14 protein-coding genes are annotated in these 18,012 nt (G+C 76.0%); 5 read left to right on the top strand and 9 right to left on the bottom strand.

Features of this window, described 5'->3' with window-relative positions; genetic code table 11:
- Nucleotides 1-75: 75 nt before the first annotated feature.
- The 3 genes from tilS to dacB all read right to left on the bottom strand — a co-directional run bounded on the left by tilS (nucleotide 76) and on the right by dacB (nucleotide 3,713).
- On the bottom strand, nucleotides 76-1,056 hold the full coding sequence (tilS, locus tag GA0070603_RS21515) for a tRNA lysidine(34) synthetase TilS (protein WP_091317004.1): 981 nt from the start codon (nucleotides 1,054-1,056) through the stop codon (nucleotides 76-78).
- Nucleotide 1,057: 1 nt separating this feature from the next.
- Complete coding sequence (locus GA0070603_RS21510) at nucleotides 1,058-2,128, bottom strand: zinc-dependent metalloprotease (RefSeq protein ID WP_091317002.1); 1,071 nt, start codon at nucleotides 2,126-2,128, stop codon at nucleotides 1,058-1,060.
- Between the two features lie 79 nt (nucleotides 2,129-2,207).
- Nucleotides 2,208-3,713: a D-alanyl-D-alanine carboxypeptidase/D-alanyl-D-alanine endopeptidase gene (gene dacB / locus GA0070603_RS21505; RefSeq protein WP_425270514.1), complete on the bottom strand. Its 1,506-nt coding sequence runs from the start codon at nucleotides 3,711-3,713 to the stop codon at nucleotides 2,208-2,210.
- A 545-nt stretch (nucleotides 3,714-4,258) separates the two neighbouring features.
- Between dacB and GA0070603_RS21500 the strand changes: the two genes are divergently transcribed.
- Complete coding sequence (locus tag GA0070603_RS21500; RefSeq protein WP_091266984.1) at nucleotides 4,259-4,765, top strand: inorganic diphosphatase; 507 nt, start codon at nucleotides 4,259-4,261, stop codon at nucleotides 4,763-4,765.
- A 63-nt stretch (nucleotides 4,766-4,828) separates the two neighbouring features.
- On the opposite strand, the gene eccD is transcribed toward GA0070603_RS21500, so the two are convergent.
- Nucleotides 4,829-6,226 (bottom strand): type VII secretion integral membrane protein EccD, encoded by a 1,398-nt coding sequence (gene eccD, locus GA0070603_RS21495; protein WP_091316996.1) that lies wholly within the window; start codon nucleotides 6,224-6,226, stop codon nucleotides 4,829-4,831.
- Nucleotides 6,227-6,326: 100 nt separating this feature from the next.
- Between eccD and eccCa the strand changes: the two genes are divergently transcribed.
- From eccCa to GA0070603_RS21475, 4 genes are all read left to right on the top strand, one after another.
- Nucleotides 6,327-10,328 (top strand): type VII secretion protein EccCa, encoded by a 4,002-nt coding sequence (eccCa, locus tag GA0070603_RS21490; RefSeq protein ID WP_091316994.1) that lies wholly within the window; start codon nucleotides 6,327-6,329, stop codon nucleotides 10,326-10,328.
- Between the two features lie 87 nt (nucleotides 10,329-10,415).
- Complete coding sequence (mycP, locus tag GA0070603_RS21485; protein WP_091316991.1) at nucleotides 10,416-11,738, top strand: type VII secretion-associated serine protease mycosin; 1,323 nt, start codon at nucleotides 10,416-10,418, stop codon at nucleotides 11,736-11,738.
- Nucleotides 11,739-11,827: 89 nt separating this feature from the next.
- Complete coding sequence (locus GA0070603_RS21480) at nucleotides 11,828-12,625, top strand: phosphatase PAP2 family protein (protein ID WP_091316990.1); 798 nt, start codon at nucleotides 11,828-11,830, stop codon at nucleotides 12,623-12,625.
- Nucleotides 12,626-12,655: 30 nt separating this feature from the next.
- Complete coding sequence (locus GA0070603_RS21475; protein ID WP_091316987.1) at nucleotides 12,656-13,378, top strand: phosphatase PAP2 family protein; 723 nt, start codon at nucleotides 12,656-12,658, stop codon at nucleotides 13,376-13,378.
- A gap of 21 nt (nucleotides 13,379-13,399) precedes the next feature.
- Here GA0070603_RS21475 and GA0070603_RS21470 read toward each other — a convergent pair whose 3' ends face one another.
- The 5 genes from GA0070603_RS21470 to GA0070603_RS21450 all read right to left on the bottom strand — a co-directional run bounded on the left by GA0070603_RS21470 (nucleotide 13,400) and on the right by GA0070603_RS21450 (nucleotide 17,986).
- Nucleotides 13,400-14,578, bottom strand: coding sequence for a MarP family serine protease (locus GA0070603_RS21470; protein ID WP_091316984.1), 1,179 nt, complete (start codon nucleotides 14,576-14,578; stop codon nucleotides 13,400-13,402).
- 87 nt (nucleotides 14,579-14,665) lie between these two features.
- Complete coding sequence (locus GA0070603_RS21465) at nucleotides 14,666-15,355, bottom strand: NUDIX hydrolase (RefSeq protein WP_091316982.1); 690 nt, start codon at nucleotides 15,353-15,355, stop codon at nucleotides 14,666-14,668.
- Nucleotides 15,352-15,954, bottom strand: a complete 603-nt coding sequence (locus GA0070603_RS21460) for a TlpA family protein disulfide reductase (RefSeq protein WP_091316980.1) — start codon at nucleotides 15,952-15,954, stop codon at nucleotides 15,352-15,354. Before GA0070603_RS21460 ends, GA0070603_RS21465 begins: the two co-directional genes overlap by 4 nt.
- On the bottom strand, nucleotides 15,951-16,730 hold the full coding sequence (gene nth / locus GA0070603_RS21455) for an endonuclease III (protein ID WP_091316977.1): 780 nt from the start codon (nucleotides 16,728-16,730) through the stop codon (nucleotides 15,951-15,953). Before nth ends, GA0070603_RS21460 begins: the two co-directional genes overlap by 4 nt.
- Nucleotides 16,731-16,792: 62 nt before the next feature.
- Nucleotides 16,793-17,986 (bottom strand): CapA family protein, encoded by a 1,194-nt coding sequence (locus GA0070603_RS21450; protein ID WP_091316974.1) that lies wholly within the window; start codon nucleotides 17,984-17,986, stop codon nucleotides 16,793-16,795.
- Nucleotides 17,987-18,012: the final 26 nt, after the last annotated feature.

The raw sequence follows: 18,012 nt of genomic DNA, 5'->3' as shown, positions 1-18,012 counted from the left end.
CCGGCGGTGTCCCGTGCGGTGGAACACCGCCACCTCGGTGGGCCGGCGTTCCGGCGGGCGGTCCGCCGGGGCTGGTCAGGTGGTGAGGCGACCGGCCTGGCGGCGCACCGGGAGGCCGCCGGGCAGGTGCGCGGGGCCCTGCCCGTGCCAGTCGGTGACCAGGGCGTCCAGCGCCGCCACGTGCCGGTGCGACAGGGCGGCCGGCGGGGCGCCCAGCTCGCGGGCCCAGGCGTGCAGCACCCGGGTGCGTACCGCCGCCGGCAGCGCGGCCAGGCCGTCGACCGATAGCCCGCCCTCGGCGGCCCGGACCTCGGTGAGCGCGGCGGCCGCGAGGTCGTCCAGCGCGGCGGTGTCGGCGGCCAGCAGCCGGGCGGTCCGGGCCAGATTGCCCACCACCCCGGGACCGAGCGCCTCGACAAGCGCCGGAAGCAGGTCGGCGCGGACCCGCGACCGGGCGTACGCGGGGTCGACGTTGTGCGGGTCCGCCCACGGCGTGAGCCCGAGCGCCGCGCACGCCTCCCGGGTGTCGTCGCGGGAGACGTCGAGCAGCGGGCGCAGCAGCGGCACGCCGTCCAGCTCGCGCCGGGGCGGCATGCCCGAGAGGCCGCGCGGGCCGGCGCCCCGGGCCAGCGCGAGCAGCACCGTCTCGGCCTGGTCGTCCCGGGTGTGCCCGAGCAGGACCCCGGCCGCGTCGTGCCGGCGGGCGGCGGCGACGAGGGCGGCGTACCGGGCCTCGCGGGCGGCCGCCTCCGGGCCGCCGGGCCGGCCGGCGACGGTCACCGGGACCACCTCGACGGGGTCGAGCCCGCTCTCGGCCGCCCACCGGGCCACCCCCTCGGCGCGCTCGGCCGAGCCGGGTTGCAGGCCGTGGTCGACGGTCACGAGACCGGCCCGGCGGCCGAGGCGGGGCGCCACGAAGGCGGTGGCGGCCGCCAGGGCGAGCGAGTCGGCGCCGCCGGAGCAGGCCACCAGCACCGGCCCGGCCCCGGGCAGCCCGGCCAGCGCCCGGCGTACGGCGAGCCGGACGGCGGCGACCGGCGGGGCGAGCGGGGCCAACTCAGCCGGCGGCCGGGGGCACGTTCGCCGGGCCGCCGTGCACCCGGGCCACCCAGGCGTCCGGGTCGCCCAGCTCGTCGAGCCGGGGCAGGGTGAGCGGCGAGGAGAAGATCTTGTTGAAGCCGGCCATGCCGACCCGGTCCACCACCCCGTGCACGAACTTGCGGCCCTCGGCGTACTGGCGCATCTTGACCTCGATGCCGAGCAGCCGGCGGATCGCCTTCTCCAGGGGGTTGCCGGACTCGCGGCGGCGGTTGAACGCCGCCCGGATCGACTCGACGCTGGGGATGACCTGCGGGCCGACGCCGTCCATGACGAACTCGGCGTGCCCCTCCAACAGGGTCATGAGCGCGGTGAGCCGGTCCAGCACGGCCCGCTGCGCCGGGGTCTGCACGATGTCCAGCACACTGGCCCGGCTGTCCGGGTTCTTCACCGCGTCGGCGAGCGTGGCCACGCCACGGCGCAGCCGCTCCAGCACGTGCTCGCCGCCCTTCGACGCGTCGACGAACGCCTGCACCTCGCTGAGGAAGTACGCGCGCATCCACGGCACGGCGGTGAACTGGGTGCGGTGGGTCACCTCGTGCAGGCAGACCCAGAGCCGGAAGTCCCTGGGGTCGGCGTCCAGCTTCCGCTCCACCTCGACGATGTTCGGGGCGACCAGCAGGAGCTGGCCGGGGTCGCCGGCGAAGACCTCGTACTGGCCGAGGACCCGGCCGGAGAGGTACGCCAGCACGGTGCCGGCCTGCACCCCGGTGAGCCGGGAACCGATCGCCTCGGTGATCGGCCCGGGGCGCTTGTCGCCGGAGAGCCGGTCCACCAGCGGGGTGATCACCTCGCGCAGCCCGGCGATGTTGGCGGCCGCCCAGTCGCGGCGGTCGACCACGCGCACCGGCGGGTGGGCGACCTGGGAGCGCAGGCCGGTGTAGTCGGCGACGTGACCGGCCGCCTCCTCGGTCAGCCGGCGCAGTTCGCCCACCACGTCGGTGGCCTCGGCGTACGACACCCGGGGGCCCGACTTGCCCAGCGCCCCCGCGGTCGCGGCGGCCAGATCCCAGTCCACGAACTGCGCCATGAACCCACCGTACCCGCGCCGCGACACCCCAACCGGGGCTCGCGCCGGCCGATCGACGCCGGTCACACGGTGGGGTCGGTCAGCGGCAGCCGCAGCCGGCCAGCGCGGAGGTGATCCGGTCGAGGGCCTGCCGGGTCTCGTCGAGGGTGTCCGGCGTGCGGTCGGTGAGGACGGCGAAGGTGAGCAGCCGGCCGTCGGCCGTGGTCACCAGCCCGGCGATGGCGTTCACCCCGCTGAGCGTCCCGGTCTTCGCCCGGACCACGCCGGCACCGGCCTTCGTCACCGACGCCTGGTAGCGCTCGTCCAGGGTGCCGGACCAGCCGCCGACCGGGAGGCCGCCGAAGATCGCGGCCAGGTCGGGGTGGCTCCCGTTGCCGGCCAGCGTGATGAGGTCGGTGAGCAGCGACGGGCTGATCCGGTTGGTGCGGGACAGCCCGCTGCCGTCGGCCAGGCTGATCTCGTCGGCCGGCAGGCCCAGCTCGCCGAGCACCTGGTCGGTGGCGGCCGCGCCGCCGGCGAACGAGCCGGGCTTGCCCTTGGCGAGCGCGACCTGGCGGGCCATCGCCTCGGCGATCACGTTGTCGCTGTCGCTGATCATGATGTCGACCAGGCGGACCATCGGCAGCGACTCGACCTTGCCCAGCTCGGTGCCGGGAGCGGGCGTGCCGGCCGTGGACGCCCCGGAGTCGGCGGGCGCGGTGCCCCGCTTCACCTCGGCGGCAGCCCCGGAGAGCCCGAGGAGCTTCGCGAACTGCCGGCCGGCGGTCAGGTCCGGTTGGGGCACCCGCTCGGCGGCGTGGTTCATGGCCTCCTCGGTCCGGCGGGCCTCGGCCGGATCCCGCCGCGCGCCGTCGGTCATCAGCGCGGTGATCGCCGCGCCGAACCCGCCGGTGGGGATGTCGGAGTCCCAGCCGGGCCCGTACACCGGGCCGGTGAACAGGGACGAGTCGACGGTGACAGTGGTCGGGGCGGTGCCGCCGAGCGCCTTGCGCACCTGGGCGGCGAGGTCGTCCAGCCGGGCCGCGCCCGGGTAGAAGCCGTTCTTGTCGACCGCGAGGGTCGGGTCGCCGCCACCCACCAGGACCACCTCGCCGGGGGCCGCGCCGGCCACCGCCCGGGTGGGGATCCGGTACGCCGGGCCGCGCGCGGCCAGCACGGCGACCCCGGTGGCCAGCTTGGTCACCGAGGCGGGCACGGTCGGGGCGTCCTGCCCGCTGCCGTAGAGCGCCTGGCCGGTGGTCACGTCGGCCACCGACACGTTCACCCGGTCGCCGAGCGCGGCGGCGCGGACCAGGGGTTCGAGCGCGGCGCGTACCCCCTCGGGGGTGGGCAGCGGCGCGTTGCCGTCGGCGGCGGCCAGCACGGCGGGCGGGGGCGGCTCGGGCGTCCGCGCGGCGGCGGTGCGGCTGTCCTCGCCGCCCAGCCAGCCGGCCAGCGGCCCGGGACGGACCACGGCCAGCCCGACCGCCGCGAGGGCGACGATCAGCACGCTGGCCAGCACCGCGACCAGCCGGACCGGGCGCCGGCGGGGTGGCGGGGGCGGCGGGAGCGGCGCGGCGCCGACCGGCGGGACGGGCGGGCTCACCGGAATGGCGCCGGGCGCGTCGTAGCCGGGCCAGCTCACCGGGGCGACCGGACCCGGGCCGTGGTCCCGGGGGTCCGGGTGACCGTGCTGCCGGGGGTCGGCGTGGCCGTACTCCCGCGGGGTCGCGCGGCCGTACTCCTGCGGGCGGCCGTACTCCCGCGCGGCCGGACGGCCGTACTCCTGAGGGCGGCCGTGCTCAGGGGGGCCGGGGTGGCCGTACTGCCCGGGGTTGGCGCGGCCGACCGGGGCGGACCCGACGGGCGGCCCGGGGCGGTGGGCGGGGCTGGTGCCGGGGACCGAGACGCGGCCGGTGGCCCCGCCGGAACCGGAACCTGCGGACCTGCGCCCGTCAACCCCCTCGGGGCGGTAGTGTGAATCTTCCCTCCCCACGACCCCCTCCTCCCCCGCCTCTAAGCGCCTTGGGTGACACTACTTCGGTCCGAACACTATGCGGCGGTCGGAGCCGGCGGGGGAGGTTCACCCCGGCCGGTGGGCGGCGCCACTGGTTCCGTTAGCCAGCGTGGGCAAACGAGGGAGCGTGGGAGATGGATTTCGACGTCACGGTTGAGATCCCGAAGGGTCACCGCAACAAGTACGAGGTGGACCACGCGACCGGCCGGATCCGGCTGGACCGCACCCTCTTCACCTCCACGCAGTACCCGGCCGACTACGGCTTCATCGAGGGCACCCTGGGCGAGGACGGCGACCCGCTGGACGCGCTGGTGCTGGTGCCCGAGCCCACCTTCCCGGGCTGCCTCATCCGCTGCCGCACCATCGGCATGTTCCGGATGACCGACGAGAAGGGCGGCGACGACAAGGTCCTCTGCGTGCCCTACGAGGACCCGCGCCAGGAGCACCTGCGGGACATCCACCACCTGGGCGAGTTCGACCGCCTGGAGATCCAGCACTTCTTCGAGGTCTACAAGGACCTGGAGCCGGGCAAGTCGGTCGAGGGCGCGACCTGGGTGGGCCGCACCGAGGCCGAGGCCGAGATCGTGGCCTCGTACCAGCGCGCCAAGGAGGCCGCCGAGCGCGGCGAGACCCTGCACTGACCTGATCCGCGCCGACGGGCCCGGGCCGCTCCACCGAGCGACCCGGGCCCTCGTGCGTGCCGGTCAGCCGAGCAGGCCCCGGGCCCGGTCGTAGAGGTCGAGCACCGCGCAGGCCACCGGGACCACCGCGACCACCAGCGCGGTGTCGGTCAGGTCGGCCAGCCGGCCCAGGTACGGGGAGACCGGCCGGCGGGCGTACGTGGCGCCGGCCGCGACGGCCACCAGGGCCAGGGCCAGCCCGCCGAGGGACAGCGCCAGCCGGCCGGCCGGGCCGGACCGGCCGGCGAGCACCGCGCCGAGGAGCGCGTACCCGGCCAGCCCGGCGGCGACGGCGGGCACCCGGTGGCGGACCGCCACGAAGAGCCGGGAGCGCAGCAGCAGCACCCCGCAGCCGACCGCCACGAGCAGCCGACCGGCGAGCCCGCCGGTGGTGGCGAGCACGGCCGTGGCCAGCACGGCCAGCACCGCGTGCCCGAGCAGCATCCCGGTCAGCATCTCCTCGGTGCGGGCCACGGCCGCGTGCACCCGGCCCCGGTCGGGCAGGTCGCGGACGCCGGGTGGGCCGCCGGCCGGCGCGGGCAGGGTGATCGGCGGCAGCGGCACCTTGCCGAGCCGGATGGCCAGCAGCGGCAGCCCGCCGAGCGCGAAGACCAGCGCGCAGAGCAGCACGGCGGCGGTGCCGGCCGGGTCGAGGAACAGCCCGCCGAGGCCGGCTGCCGCGCCGGCCGCGCCGGTGGTCGCGCCGGCCAGGAAGACCCGGGACCGGCTGGCCACCCCGAGCAGGCCGAGCACCGACACCAGCAGCAGCGCCACCGAGCCGGCGAGCAGTTCGGGCGCGCCGACCCAGCGCAGCGGCCCGAACGGGCCGACAGGGTCGCCGGAGCCGACCGCCAGGGCGCCGGCCGCGGCGGCCCAGGGCAGCGCGTACCCGCCGAGGGTGGCGCCGACCGGCCCGTCCCCGTACGCCCGGGACGCGGCGGTGGCGGCGAGCACCAGGAGCAGGGCCACCACGCCGGCGACCGGCCACCCGTCGCGCGGCCCCGGACCGGCGGCCAGCACGGCGAGCAGCCCGACGGCAAGCGGCACGCCCGCCCCGGCGAGCGCCGCGGCCCGGGTGGCCCGGGACGACCAGGCGGCGCCGCGGCGTCGGGCGCCGTCGGCGATGGCCTCGACCACGTCGTCGTACTCCAACTCGGGCCACTCGGCGCGGGCCGGGACGAGATGGAGCACCTCGCCGTCGCGGACGCCCTGGGGCAGCAGCGCCTGCGCGGTGGCCAGCGGGGCGCCGTCGGTCCGCCGCAGCACCCAGCCGCCGTGCCGTTCGCCGTCGTCGGCCAGCCCCTCCCCGGCGTGCCGGAGCACCTCGGGCAGCAGCTCGGCCAGGGGGACCTGCTCCGGCAGGGCCACGTCGACCCGCCGCCGGGGGGCGCTGATCGTGACCCGGGCCAGCCCGCTTGTCATCGATGCTTCTCCATATCGAGCGGGAACGGTGGCTGACGGACGAGTGGACTTTACCTACGATGAGCCAGGCTCGGGTTACCGAGAGCCATGGGGAGGCTCTGTGTCCACTGTCGTCATCAAGCGGCCGCCACGCCGCCCGGCGCCGGAGATCCCGGCCGGCGAGCTGACCGTGGAGGCGCCGCCGGAGATCCCCGCGGTGGCCGGCGGGCGCTGGCAGCAGGCGCTGATGGTGCTGCCGATGCTCGGCGGGACGGTGGCCATGGCCATGATGTTCGGCCGGGGCGGCGGGGCCTACTCGTACGTGGTGGGCGGCATGTTCGGGCTCTCCTCGGTGGCGATGCTGGTGACCTCCTGGGGCAGCGCCGGCCCGAAGAAGTCGGAGATGATGGCCGCCCGTCGGGAGTACCTGCGGCACCTGGCCGCGCTGCGCCGCCGGGTCCGGGAGACCGCCGGGGCGCAGCGGGCCGGGCTCTACTACCGGCACCCCGACCCGGGGCGGCTCTGGTCGACCGTGGACAGCCACCGGGTCTGGGAACGCCGGCCGGCCGACCCCGACTTCGCCGTGGTCCGGGTCGGCGTCGGGCCGCAGACGCTGGCCACCCCGCTGCTGCCGCCGGTCACCCGGCCGCTGGACGAGCTGGAGCCGATGACCGCCGGGGCGCTGCGGCGCTTCCTGGACGCGTACTCGGTGGTGCCGGACCTGCCGGTGGCGCTCTCGCTGCGCAGCTTCGCCCGGGTCTTCGTGCGCGGACCCGCCGTGCGACAACTCCAGCTCGGCGCGTCTGACGCCGCGCAGCGACCTGGAGCCGTCGGTGGAACGGGCTCGCCGGACGCCCAGGCGCTGACCCGGGCCGTGCTCATCCAGCTCGCCGTCTTCCACGCCCCCGACGAGCTGCTGATCGCGGTGTGCGCCGGGCCGGAACGGCGGGCGCGGTGGGAGTGGGTCAAGTGGCTGCCGCACGCCCACCACCCGGGGCGCACCGACGCGCTCGGCCCGGTCCGGCTGGTCACCAGCTCCGCCGCCGAGCTGGAACGGCTCCTCGACGACGTGCTGGGCAGCCGGTCCCGGTTCAGCCCGGCCGGCCCGGCCACCGACGGGCCGCACGTGGTGGTGGTGCTCGACGGCGGTGACCTGACGGGGGCCGCCGACCTGGCCGGCGACGGCGGGATCGACGCGGTCACCGTCCTCGACCTGGACACCCCGCCGCCCCGCCTGCTCGACCGGTACGCCCTCCTGCTCGACCTGGTCGACGGCCGGCTGCACTCGCACTCCGCCGAGGGGCACGCCGAGGTGGGCGCGGCCGACGCCCTGGAGGCGGCCGACGCCGAGGCGGTCGCCCGCCGGCTCGCACCGCTGCGGCTGGCCGGCACAGCACGCGGACCGGACGCCCCGCCCGGCGCCGAGCCGGGCCTGCCCGAGCTGCTCGGTCTCGGCGACCCGGAGAACTTCGCCGCCGAGCACGGCTGGACGCCCCGGGCCGCCCGGGACCGGCTCCGGGTGCCGATCGGGGTGGGCGCCGACGGCGGGGCCATCGAGCTGGACCTCAAGGAGTCGGCGCAGGACGGGATGGGCCCGCACGGGCTGCTCATCGGCGCCACCGGCTCGGGCAAGTCGGAGCTGCTCCGCACGCTGGTGCTCGGGCTGGCCGCCACGCACAGCTCGGAGCAGCTCAACTTCGTGCTCGTCGATTTCAAGGGCGGCGCCACCTTCGCGCCCTTCGAGCGGCTGCCGCACACCGCCGCGGTGATCACCAACCTGGCCGACGCGCTGCCCCTGGTCGACCGGATGGTCGACGCCATCAACGGCGAGCTGATGCGCCGCCAGGAGCTGCTGCGCCGGGCCGGCAACTTCGCGGGCGTACGCGACTACGAGCGGGCCCGGGCGGCCGGCACCCCGCTCGCCCCGCTGCCGTCGCTGCTGCTCATCTGCGACGAGTTCTCCGAGCTGCTCTCCGCCAAGCCCGACTTCATCGACCTCTTCGTGCAGATCGGCCGGCTGGGCCGGTCGCTCGGCGTGCACCTCCTGCTCGCCTCGCAGCGGCTGGAGGAGGGCCGGCTGCGCGGGCTGGACACGCACCTGTCGTACCGGATCGGGTTGCGGACCTTCTCGGCGCTGGAGTCCCGGACGGTGCTCGGGGTGCCGGACGCGCACGAGCTGCCGCGCAGTCCGGGGCACGGCTACCTGCGCTCGGGCACCGACCCGCTGGTCCGGTTCAAGGCCGCGTACGTCTCCGGCGCGGTGCACCGCCGCGAAGGCCCGGCGGGCGCGGCCGGCGCCGGAAGCGCACGGCTGCTCGCCTTCTCCACCCACCTGGTGCCGGCGCCCGAGCCGGCCACCCCGGCCGCCCTCACCGCCGAGGAGGAGACCGGCGAGACCCTGCTCGACCTGCTCGTGGGGCGGCTGGCCGGGCAGGGTCCGCCGGCGCACCAGGTGTGGCTGCCCCCGCTGGACGCCTCGCCCTGCCTCGACGAACTGCTCGGCCCGGTCGGCGCCGACCCGGCCCGCGGGCTCACCGTGGGCAACCCGGAGCTGCACGGCGCCCTCCAGGTGCCGGTGGCCGTGGTGGACAAGCCGTTCGAGCAGCGCCGCGACCTGCTCTGGCTGGCCCTTGACGGGGCGGCCGGGCACGTCGCCGTGGTCGGCACCACCCGCAGCGGCCGGTCCACCCTGCTCCGCACCCTGGTCTGCGCGCTGGCGCTCACCCACACCCCGGCCGAGGTGCAGGTCTACTGCCTGGACTTCGGCGGCGGGTCGCTCGGCGCGCTGCGCGACCTGCCGCACGTCGGCGGGGTCAGCGGGCGGGCCGACGACACCGCGGTACGCCGGACGGTCGGCGAGATGGTCACCCTGCTGGCCGAGCGGGAGCGGCGGTTCACCGAGGCGGGCGTGGAGTCGATGGCGGCCTGGCGCCGGCGGCGGGCCACGGCGACGGCCGGCGGCCGGCCCGGCACCGACCCGTTCGGCGACGTGTTCCTGGTGGTCGACGGCTGGAACACCCTCCGCGGCGAGTACGAGGACCTGGAGCCGCTGGTCACCGAGCTGGCCACCCGGGGCCTGGCGTACGGGGTGCACGTGGTGGCCAGCGCGCTGCGCTGGTCGGACTTCCGGCCGGCGATCCGCGACCTCTTCGGCTCCCGGCTGGAGCTGCGCCTCGGCGACCCGGCCGACTCGGTGGTGGTCAAGCGCGCGCTGGCGGCGACCGTGCCCGAGGAGCGGCCGGGGCGCGGGATCACCGCGGGCGGCCTGCACTTCCTCGCCGCCGCGCCCCGGGTGGCCGGCCTGGGCGCCGAGACGGGTGACCTGGTGAAGGCGGTCGCCGGGGCCTGGGCCGGGCCGGCCGCGCCCCGGGTGCGGCTGCTGCCGCCGGTGCTGCCGTACGCCGAGCTGGACCAGACCGCGACCAGCGGGCTGGCCTTCGCCATCGGGGTGGCCGAGGCGGACCTGCGCCCGGTGGTGCTGGACTTCGCCACCGAGCCGAACTTCGTGGTCTTCGGCGACGCCGAGTGCGGCAAGTCCTCGTTCCTGCGCGCGCTGGCCACCTCGATCGTCCACCGGTTCACCCCGGAGCAGGCCCGGGTCATCCTCGTGGACTACCGGCGCAGCCTGATGGGCACTATCGAGTCGGCGCACCTCATCGGGTACGGGACCGCCGCGCCGCACACGACCGAGCTGATCGAGTCGGCGGCCGGCTACCTCCAGGGGCGGCTGCCCGGGCCGCAGGTGACACCGGCCGAGCTGCGCGACCGATCGTGGTGGGTTGGGCCGGAGCTGTTCGTGCTGGTGGACGACTACGACCTGGTGGCCGGCGGGCCGACCAACCCGTTGCGGGCGCTGGAGGAGCACCTGCCGCACGCGCGGGACGTGGGGCTGCACCTCGTGCTGGCCCGCCGCTCCGGAGGCGCCGGCCGGACCTCGTACGAGCCGATCATCCAGCGGCTGCGGGAGCTGTCCACGGCCGGGCTGGTCATGTCGGGCGGCCCGGAGGAGGGGCCGCTCGTCGGTCAGGTGAAGGCCGGTCCGCTGCCAGCGGGCCGCGGTCGCCTGGTCACCCGGCGCGAGGGCGTACGCCTGGTCCAGCTGGCGCACCTGCCGCCCGGCTGACGGGTCTCACCGAGTTGCACCGTGACACGCGGGAAAACCGGTAATCTCCGAGCGGCATGTGTCTGACGCGATGAATGGCTGGGGAATGTGACCAGGGATCGGCAGGGGGGTTCCACCGCGCCGCCCCGGCGTCTCGCCGGACGCGTGCTGCTCGGTGCGGCGGCGGTCCTGGCCGCCGTGGCCGGTCCGCCGGCCCCGCCCGCGCACGCCGCCCCGGCCCCGCCCGTCGCGACCCCCCGGCTCGCCCCGGTGGGCACGCTGCCCCGGGTGGACCAGGTCCGCGAGGAGCAGTGGCAGCTCGAGGAGTTGCGCGCGAGGACCGCCTGGCGCACGTCGACCGGCCGCGGCGTGGTGGTCGCGGTGATCGATTCCGGAGTGGACGGCACCCATCCCGACCTGGCCGGCCAGGTGCTCCCCGGCCTCGACCTGGTCACGCCGGACGGCTCGGACGGGCCGGACCCGGTCGGCCACGGCACCACGGTGGCCGGGCTGATCGCCGGGCGGGCCGACGACGACCGCGGCGTGGTGGGGCTGGCGCCGGACGCGCGGATCCTCCCGGTCCGCGTGCTGGACGACGAGAACCGGTACGACGACGCCATGATCGTCGCCAAGGGGGTGCGCTGGGCGGTCGACAACGGCGCCCGCGTGATCAACCTGTCGCTGGGCGGCGGCGGGGACAGCCCGGCCCTGGCCGCGGCCCTCGACTACGCCTTCGCCCGGGACGTCGTGGTGGTCGCCTGCACCGGCAACCTGGCCACGTCGAACAGCCCGAAGGTCTGGTACCCGGCCCGTGAGCCGGGCGTGCTGGCGGTCGCCGGCCTGGACCGCAACAGCCAGAACCTCTGGTCCGGCTCGATCACCGGCCACGAGACGGTGCTCACGGCACCGGCCACCGCGCTCTACGGCGCCCGCACCAACGGCGGCTACTGGCGGGTGCAGGGCACCAGCTTCGCGGCCCCGCTTGTCGCCGCGACGGCGGCGCTGGTCCGGTCCCGCTATCCGCAGCTCTCCGCCGGGGACGTGGTCAACCGGCTGATCACCACGGCCCGAGACCTCGGCCCGACCGGGCGCGACGACCGGTTCGGCTTCGGCCTGGTCGACCCGGTGGCCGCGCTCACCACCGACGTGCCGTCGGTCGGCCGCAACCCGCTCGACGACAACGACTCGCCGGGCGTGGTGGGCTTCGGGCCGGCGCCCGGCGCGGGCCGGGACACCCGGGCCGCCGCGGCCGGGCAGGGCGGCGACCCGTTCGGCTACAACCCGAACCAGCAGGCCCGGTGGTCGGCCCGCCCGGCCGGCCAGACCGACGACTCGGCGCCGGAGCGGCTGTGGACCGGCCTGGCCCTGTTCGTCGCCCTGGTCACCGGTGCCGCCCTGATGGTCCGCCGGTTCCGGCAGTCCCGCCGCTGACGGCGACGGCTCCGGGTCGCGGCGCGGCGACGACGCGCCGAGCGGGAACGCCCGTCTGACCGGGCCCCACCCTGGGTAGTGAACAGCGCATGAACACCTCCGGCGACCTGATCTCCCCGCAGGAGCGGTCCTGGCGGCGCCGCCGCCTCGACCGGGACCGATCGCTGGGGCTCCGGCTGACCCTGGCCGCCACCGCCGCCTTCCTGGTGCTGGTGCCGTTCGCCCTGCTCGCGCTGCTGGTGCTGGGCGCCTGGTCGCCGCTGTCCCGGCTGGACGCCTCGATCACCGACGCCCTGCACGGGTACGCCGTCGACCACCCGGCCTGGGTCCGGCTCATGGAGGTGTGGACCCACGTCTTCGGGCCCGGCCCGCTCCGGGTGGCCGCCGCGGCGGTGGTGGTCTGGTTGCTGGTGCGCGGCGCGCCCCGGCTGGCCCTCTGGGTGGTCACCACCATGACCGTCGGCGGGCTGCTCGGCGCGCTGCTCAAGCTGCTGGTGGGCCGGCACCGGCCGGACCTGCTCGACCCGGTGGCGCGGGCGGCCGGCTACTCCTTCCCGTCCGGCCACGCGCTGAACGCCACCCTGGCCGCCGGGGTGCTGCTGCTGGTCTTCCTGCCGTTCGCCCGGCACAGCCGGGCGCTGCGCGGCGCGCTCTGGGCGGCGGCGGTGCTGATCGCCGTGGTGACCGGGCTCAGCCGGATCGCGCTGGGCGTGCACTGGACCAGCGACGTGGTCGGCGGCTGGCTGCTCGGCGTGGCGGTGGTCGCCGCGACCTCGGCCGCCTTCTCCACCTGGCGGACCCGGGTCGGACGGCGGCCGGCGCGTACCACGCGGGAAGGGGTCGAGCCGGAGCTGGCCGAGCCGGGGCCGGACGGCCGCCACGCGTAGTCCGGCACCCGCCGGGGTAAAGGGCCGCTCATGTCCGATGTCGCGGTCCAGATCGCCCGGCGGGTCCTGCTGCCGGTGGCCCTGCTCTTCTCCGTCATGGTCGCGCTGGGTCTCCTGGTCACCCGGGTGCTCGCGAAGACCTGGCCGTTCACCGTGGAGGACACCGTCAACCGCGAGTTGGCCGCCCACCGGACCGCGGGCTGGAACGACGTCTCGCTGGTGTTCAGCACGCTGGCCAGCACCCAGCTGATCGTCGTGGTGACCGTGCTGGTGGCGCTGGTGCTGCGGCTGGTCCTGCACCGCTGGCGGGAGCCGATCTTCCTCTGCGCGGCGGTGAGCGCGCAGGCGCTGATCTTCCTCTTCACGACGATGGCCATCGACCGCCGACGCCCCGCCGTCGAGCACATGGACAGCTCGCCGCCGACCTCCAGCTTCCCGTCCGGGCACACGTCCGCCGCCATGGCGCTCTACGTCGGCATCGCCGTGCTGCTCGCTCTGCGGGCGCGGAGCACCCCGGCCAAGGTCACCTGGTGGACGCTCCTGGTGCTGGTGCCGGTCGGGGTCGCGCTCACCCGCATGTACCGGGGCATGCACCACCCCAGCGACGTGGCGGCGTCCTTCCTCAACGGCGGCGTGTGCGTGGCGATCATGGCGCGGGCGGTGCTCGACCGCACGCTCACCTGGGGTCGGGCCAAGCTGCCGCTGGGCCGCTCCGGCGACGACGTGAAGCCGGCGGGCGCCGCGGCCGGCTGACCGCCGTCGGCCGCCGCCGGCTCAGGTGCACTCGCCGGTGGCCACCCCACGGGTACGCTCCGCGCCGGCCAGCGCCACCGACCGCGCCTCGGCGGCGGTCACCGCGAAGCCGGTGTTCGGGTCGTCCGCGGCGGCCGCGAAGATCACGCCGAGGACCAGCCCGTTCGAGGAGACCAGCGGGCCGCCCGAGTTGCCGCTGCGGACCAGCGCCCGGATCGTGTAGATCTCCCGGGTCACGTCGCCGGACGAGTAGATGTCCGGCCCGGTGATCCGGTCGACGTCGCGGATGCGGGCCGGGCGGGCGTCGTACGGGCCGTCGAGGGGGAAGCCCAGCACGATGGCGTCGGCCCCGCTGCCGGCCTCCCCGGCGGCGAAGCGCAGCGACGGCCCGGGCAGCCCCGGCACGTGCAGGACAGCCAGGTCCCGCGCCGGGTCGTAGACGACGACCTCGCCGTCGTAGCGCTCGCCGCGCAGTTCCACCGCCACCGACCGGGTGCCCGCCACCACGTGCGCGTTGGTCATCACCCGGTCGTCGGCGTACACGAAGCCGGAGCCCTCGATGCGGCGGGCGCAACTCGGGGCGGAGCCCAGCACCTTCACCACCGACCGCTGGCTGTTCTTCACCACCTGGGAGTTGGCGAGCGCCGGGTCGGGCGGGGAGACCTGCCGGGCCCGGGTCGGCGCGAGGTCGCCGAAGACGTCCGGGAAGCCGTTGGTGTCGACAGTGTCGCGCAGCGCCGTGGACAGCTCCTGCGCCTTGTCCGGCAGCACCCGGTCGACAACTGTCAGCAGCGCGCTGTTGCGCACCGAGGAGGCCAGCCAGGGCACCGACGAGGAGCCCAGCGGCACGGCCACCAGCCACGCCACCAGCATGACGGCGAACACCGAGATGACCGCGCCGCCGGCGTCGTCGACCTTCCGCCCGAACGGCCCGGTGATCGCGGCCCGCAGGTTGGAGCCGAGCCAGCCGGCCAGAGCCTGCCCCAGCACGGCCAGCCCGAAGATCGCCACCAGGGAGATCAGCACGCGGGTGCCGCTGTCGGCGAACTGCCGGGCGACCAGCGGCCCGACCTGGAGGCCGAGCAGGGCGCCCAGGAAGAAGCCGGAGAACGACAGCGCCCCGATGACGAAGCCCTGACGGTATCCGCTGATCGCGAACACGAGCATGAGCAGGAGCAGTACGAGATCCACGGCGGACACGCCCCCAGGGTACGGGCACGGTGCCCGGAACAGGCTGACCGCTCGCTGAACGTGACCTTCAGATCCGCGCCGGTGATCCCGGTCGGTTCAGCGGACCGGGCTCTCGTCGACCGCGTCGGTGCCCGCCGAGGGGGCCGGGGCGGCGCCGGTCGGCGGCAGCTCCACCACCCGGGAACGCGGCCACGGACGGGCCCACCCACCCATCTCCAGCAGCGTGTTCAACACCCCGGCGGTGAAGCCCCAGACGAGCATGCCCCGCACCGAGAAGGCCGGGCCTATCCAGCCGCTCGGGTGGCGTACCCGCATGCGGTTCTCCGGGTCGACCAGCTCGGCGATCGGCAGCCGGGCGACGTGCGCGACCTCGGCGGGCTCGCGGGGGTGCACCGGGTGCGGGTCGTGCCACCAGGCGAGCACCGGGGTGACCAGGAAGTCGCTGACCGGGATCCACAGCTTGGGCAGCTCGGCCAGCACGGTGACGCTGGCCGGGTCGAGGTCGACCTCCTCGTTCGCCTCGCGCAGCGCGGTGGCGCTGGCGTCGGCGTCCTCCGGGTCGGCCGCGCCGCCGGGGAAGGCCGGCTGCCCGGCGTGGTTGCGCAGCGTGGCGGCCCGCTGGAGGACCAGCACGTCCGGGCCGGTGCCCGGCTCCTCGCCGAGCAGCACCAGCACGGCGCTCTCCCGGCCGCCGCTCTCCGGGGTGGTGAGCCGGGTGAAGTCCTCGGCCCGCGCGGTGCCGAGGCGGTCGAGCAGCGGGTCGAGCCAGCCGGGCGGTCGGGTCACAGCCGCACCCCGAGGTGGGTGCGGACCAGCTCGGTGAGGCGGGCGTCGTCGAGCGCTCCGGTCGAGTCGGTGTGCCGGATCCGCCCGTCGGCGTCGACCAGGACGGTCAGCGGGAAGGCGTTGCGGCCGAGCGCCCGCTCGAACGCGTCCCCCTGGTCGACAAGCATGGGGAACCGGACGCCGAAGTCCTCGCCGATGGACTGCGCGCCGCCGCGGCTGTCCCGGCTGTTGACCCCGATCACCTGGAACCGGCCGCCGGCCCGCTCGCTGAGCCGCTGGAAGGCGGGCAGCTCCTTGCGGCACGGCGGGCACCAGGACGCCCACACGTTGATCACGGCCGGGCCCTTGATGTCGCGCACGTTCACCGGGGCGCCGCCGGTGAAGCAGGAGAGGGCCAGGTCGGGCAGGGGGTCACCGGATGCGCCCGACGGGGCCGCGCCGGACGGCGGCGCGGCGGTCAACGGGGCGCAGTCTTCGAACGGCGAGGGGCGCTCGGCCCGGGTGGCCGGGGCCGGGCCCGCCGGTTCCTCGGTGGTGCCGGTGCAGCCGGCCACCGCGAGCAGCAGCGGGACGAGCAGGTACGCGAGCCGGCGGGTCACGGCACCTCCGCCGCGACGGCCTGCTGCGGCACCAGGTCGGGGTCGAGGCCGACGGCCACCGCCAGGTCCCGCGCGCGGGGACCCTTGAGCAGCTTGGCCGCGGCCACCGGCTCGGTCGGCCCCGTGCCGTACGACGGGCAGAGCTTCGCCAGCGTGCAGGCCCCGCAGGCCGGCTTGCGGGCGTGGCAGACCCGCCGGCCGTGGAAGATGATCCGGTGCGACAGCATCGTCCAGTCGCGCTTCGGGTAGAGGGCGCCGATCGCGTGCTCGATCTTGACCGGGTCGGTCTCGGTGGTCAGCCCCCACCGCTGCACGAGCCGCTGGAAGTGGGTGTCGACGGTGATGCCGGGGACGTCGAAGGCGTTGCCGAGGATCACGTTGGCGGTCTTGCGCCCGATCCCCGGCAGGGTGACCAGGTCGGCGAGCCGGCCGGGGACCTCGCCGTCGTAGCGCTCACAGAGGGCGCGGCCCAGGTTGATCAGTGAGCTGGTCTTGTTCCGGTAGAACCCGGTGGGCCGGATCAGCTCCTCCAGCTCGGCGCGGTCGGCCCCGGCGTAGTCGGCCGCGCTGCGGTAGCGGGCGAACAGCTTCGGGGTGACCTCGTTGACCTTCTTGTCCGTGCACTGGGCCGACAGGATCGTGGCGACGGACAGCTCCAGCGCGTTGGAGTGGTCGAGTTCACAGTGCGCGTCGGGGTGCGTCTCGGTCAGCACCCGGCCGATCCGGCGGGCGCGACGCGTGCGGCCGAGGTCGGTCTCGGGGAGGCGCGTGGTCACGCCGGCCAGCCTACGTCGCGGGGGTGACGTCCCGGCGGGGCCCACGCGGGCGGCGGTGCGCCTCAGCCACCCGCCGGAGCGCTGATCTTGCCGGTCGCGTCGAGTCGCGCGCCGGACTGCGGGAAGTCGGCCCGGGTCACCTCGCGGACCAGCCCGAGGCCGCGGTCCTGCCGGTCGATGGCCGGCCGGCCCACGCTGTTCATCGCGGTCGAGGTGAACTCGCCCCCGACGAAGCGCCCCTCCGCGGTCAGCGACACCTTCAGCACGCCGCCCCAGCCGAGCCGGCCCGCGCTGTTCAGCGACTTCCCGCCCCCGGCGAAGTTGCCCAGGCTGTAGGCGATCAGCCGCCCCTTGTAGAACTCCATGCCGCGCAGCACGTGCGGGCCGTGCCCGATCACCAGGTCGGCGCCCGCGTCGATCACCGCGTGCGAGAAGCGGACGGGGTCGCCGCGGTTCTCCCCGACGTACATCTCGGTTCCCGGCTTCACGTGGGACCGGTCGGCGCCCTCGGCGCCCATGTGCACCTGCACCACGACCAGGTCGGCCATCCCCTTGGCCATGGTGATGACCTGCTTCGCCGCGTCGATGTCGATGAGGCTGTTCGACCAGGGGTACGACGAGAAGCCGGCCACCGCGACCTTGATGCCCTTGACGTCGACCACGGTGATCTCGCCGGGCGCGCCGGTGTGCTTGAGCCCGTGCGCCTCCAGCGCCGACTGGGTGTTCTCGTAGCCCTGCTGGCCGTAGTCGTAGCCGTGGTTGTTTGCCTGGTTGAGCAGCTGGAACCCGGCCGTGCGCAGGTGCGCCGCCCAGCCCGGGGGCGCCCGGAACTGGTAGCAGTTCTTCGGCTGCGGGCCGCACTTGCCGGCACCGGTGTCGTCGGTGAGCGGCTCCTCCAGGTTGCCCATCACGAGGTCGCCCTTGAGCGCGGCCTTGACGTCGTCGAAGAAGCCCTTCCCGCCGTTGGCCGGCAGCCGGGACGGGGCGTTACCCATGATCACGTCACCGGTCGCGGTCAGCGAGATCGACTTCTCGGCCGGCTCGCCCGACGCGTCGGGCTGGTCGGCCTCGGCGGGGCCGCCCGAGGCGGTCGACCCCCCGCCCTGGCCCGGCTGCCAGATCGGCCCGTCGCCGGATTCGCCGCCGCACCCGGCGGCGAGCAGGACGACGAGCAGCGCGCCGACGGCCGCGGAGAGGCGCACGCCCCGGGCGGCGGAGCGACGGGGACGAGGCACGGAGAGGGCGGGAGCGTACATCGTGCGCGACGCTACCGTCCCGGGAA

Source organism: Micromonospora chersina (genome assembly GCF_900091475.1).
Lineage (GTDB): Bacteria > Actinomycetota > Actinomycetes > Mycobacteriales > Micromonosporaceae > Micromonospora > Micromonospora chersina.
Note: the sequence above shows the minus strand (reverse complement) of the source record. Positions and strands in the feature narration are given on the sequence as shown.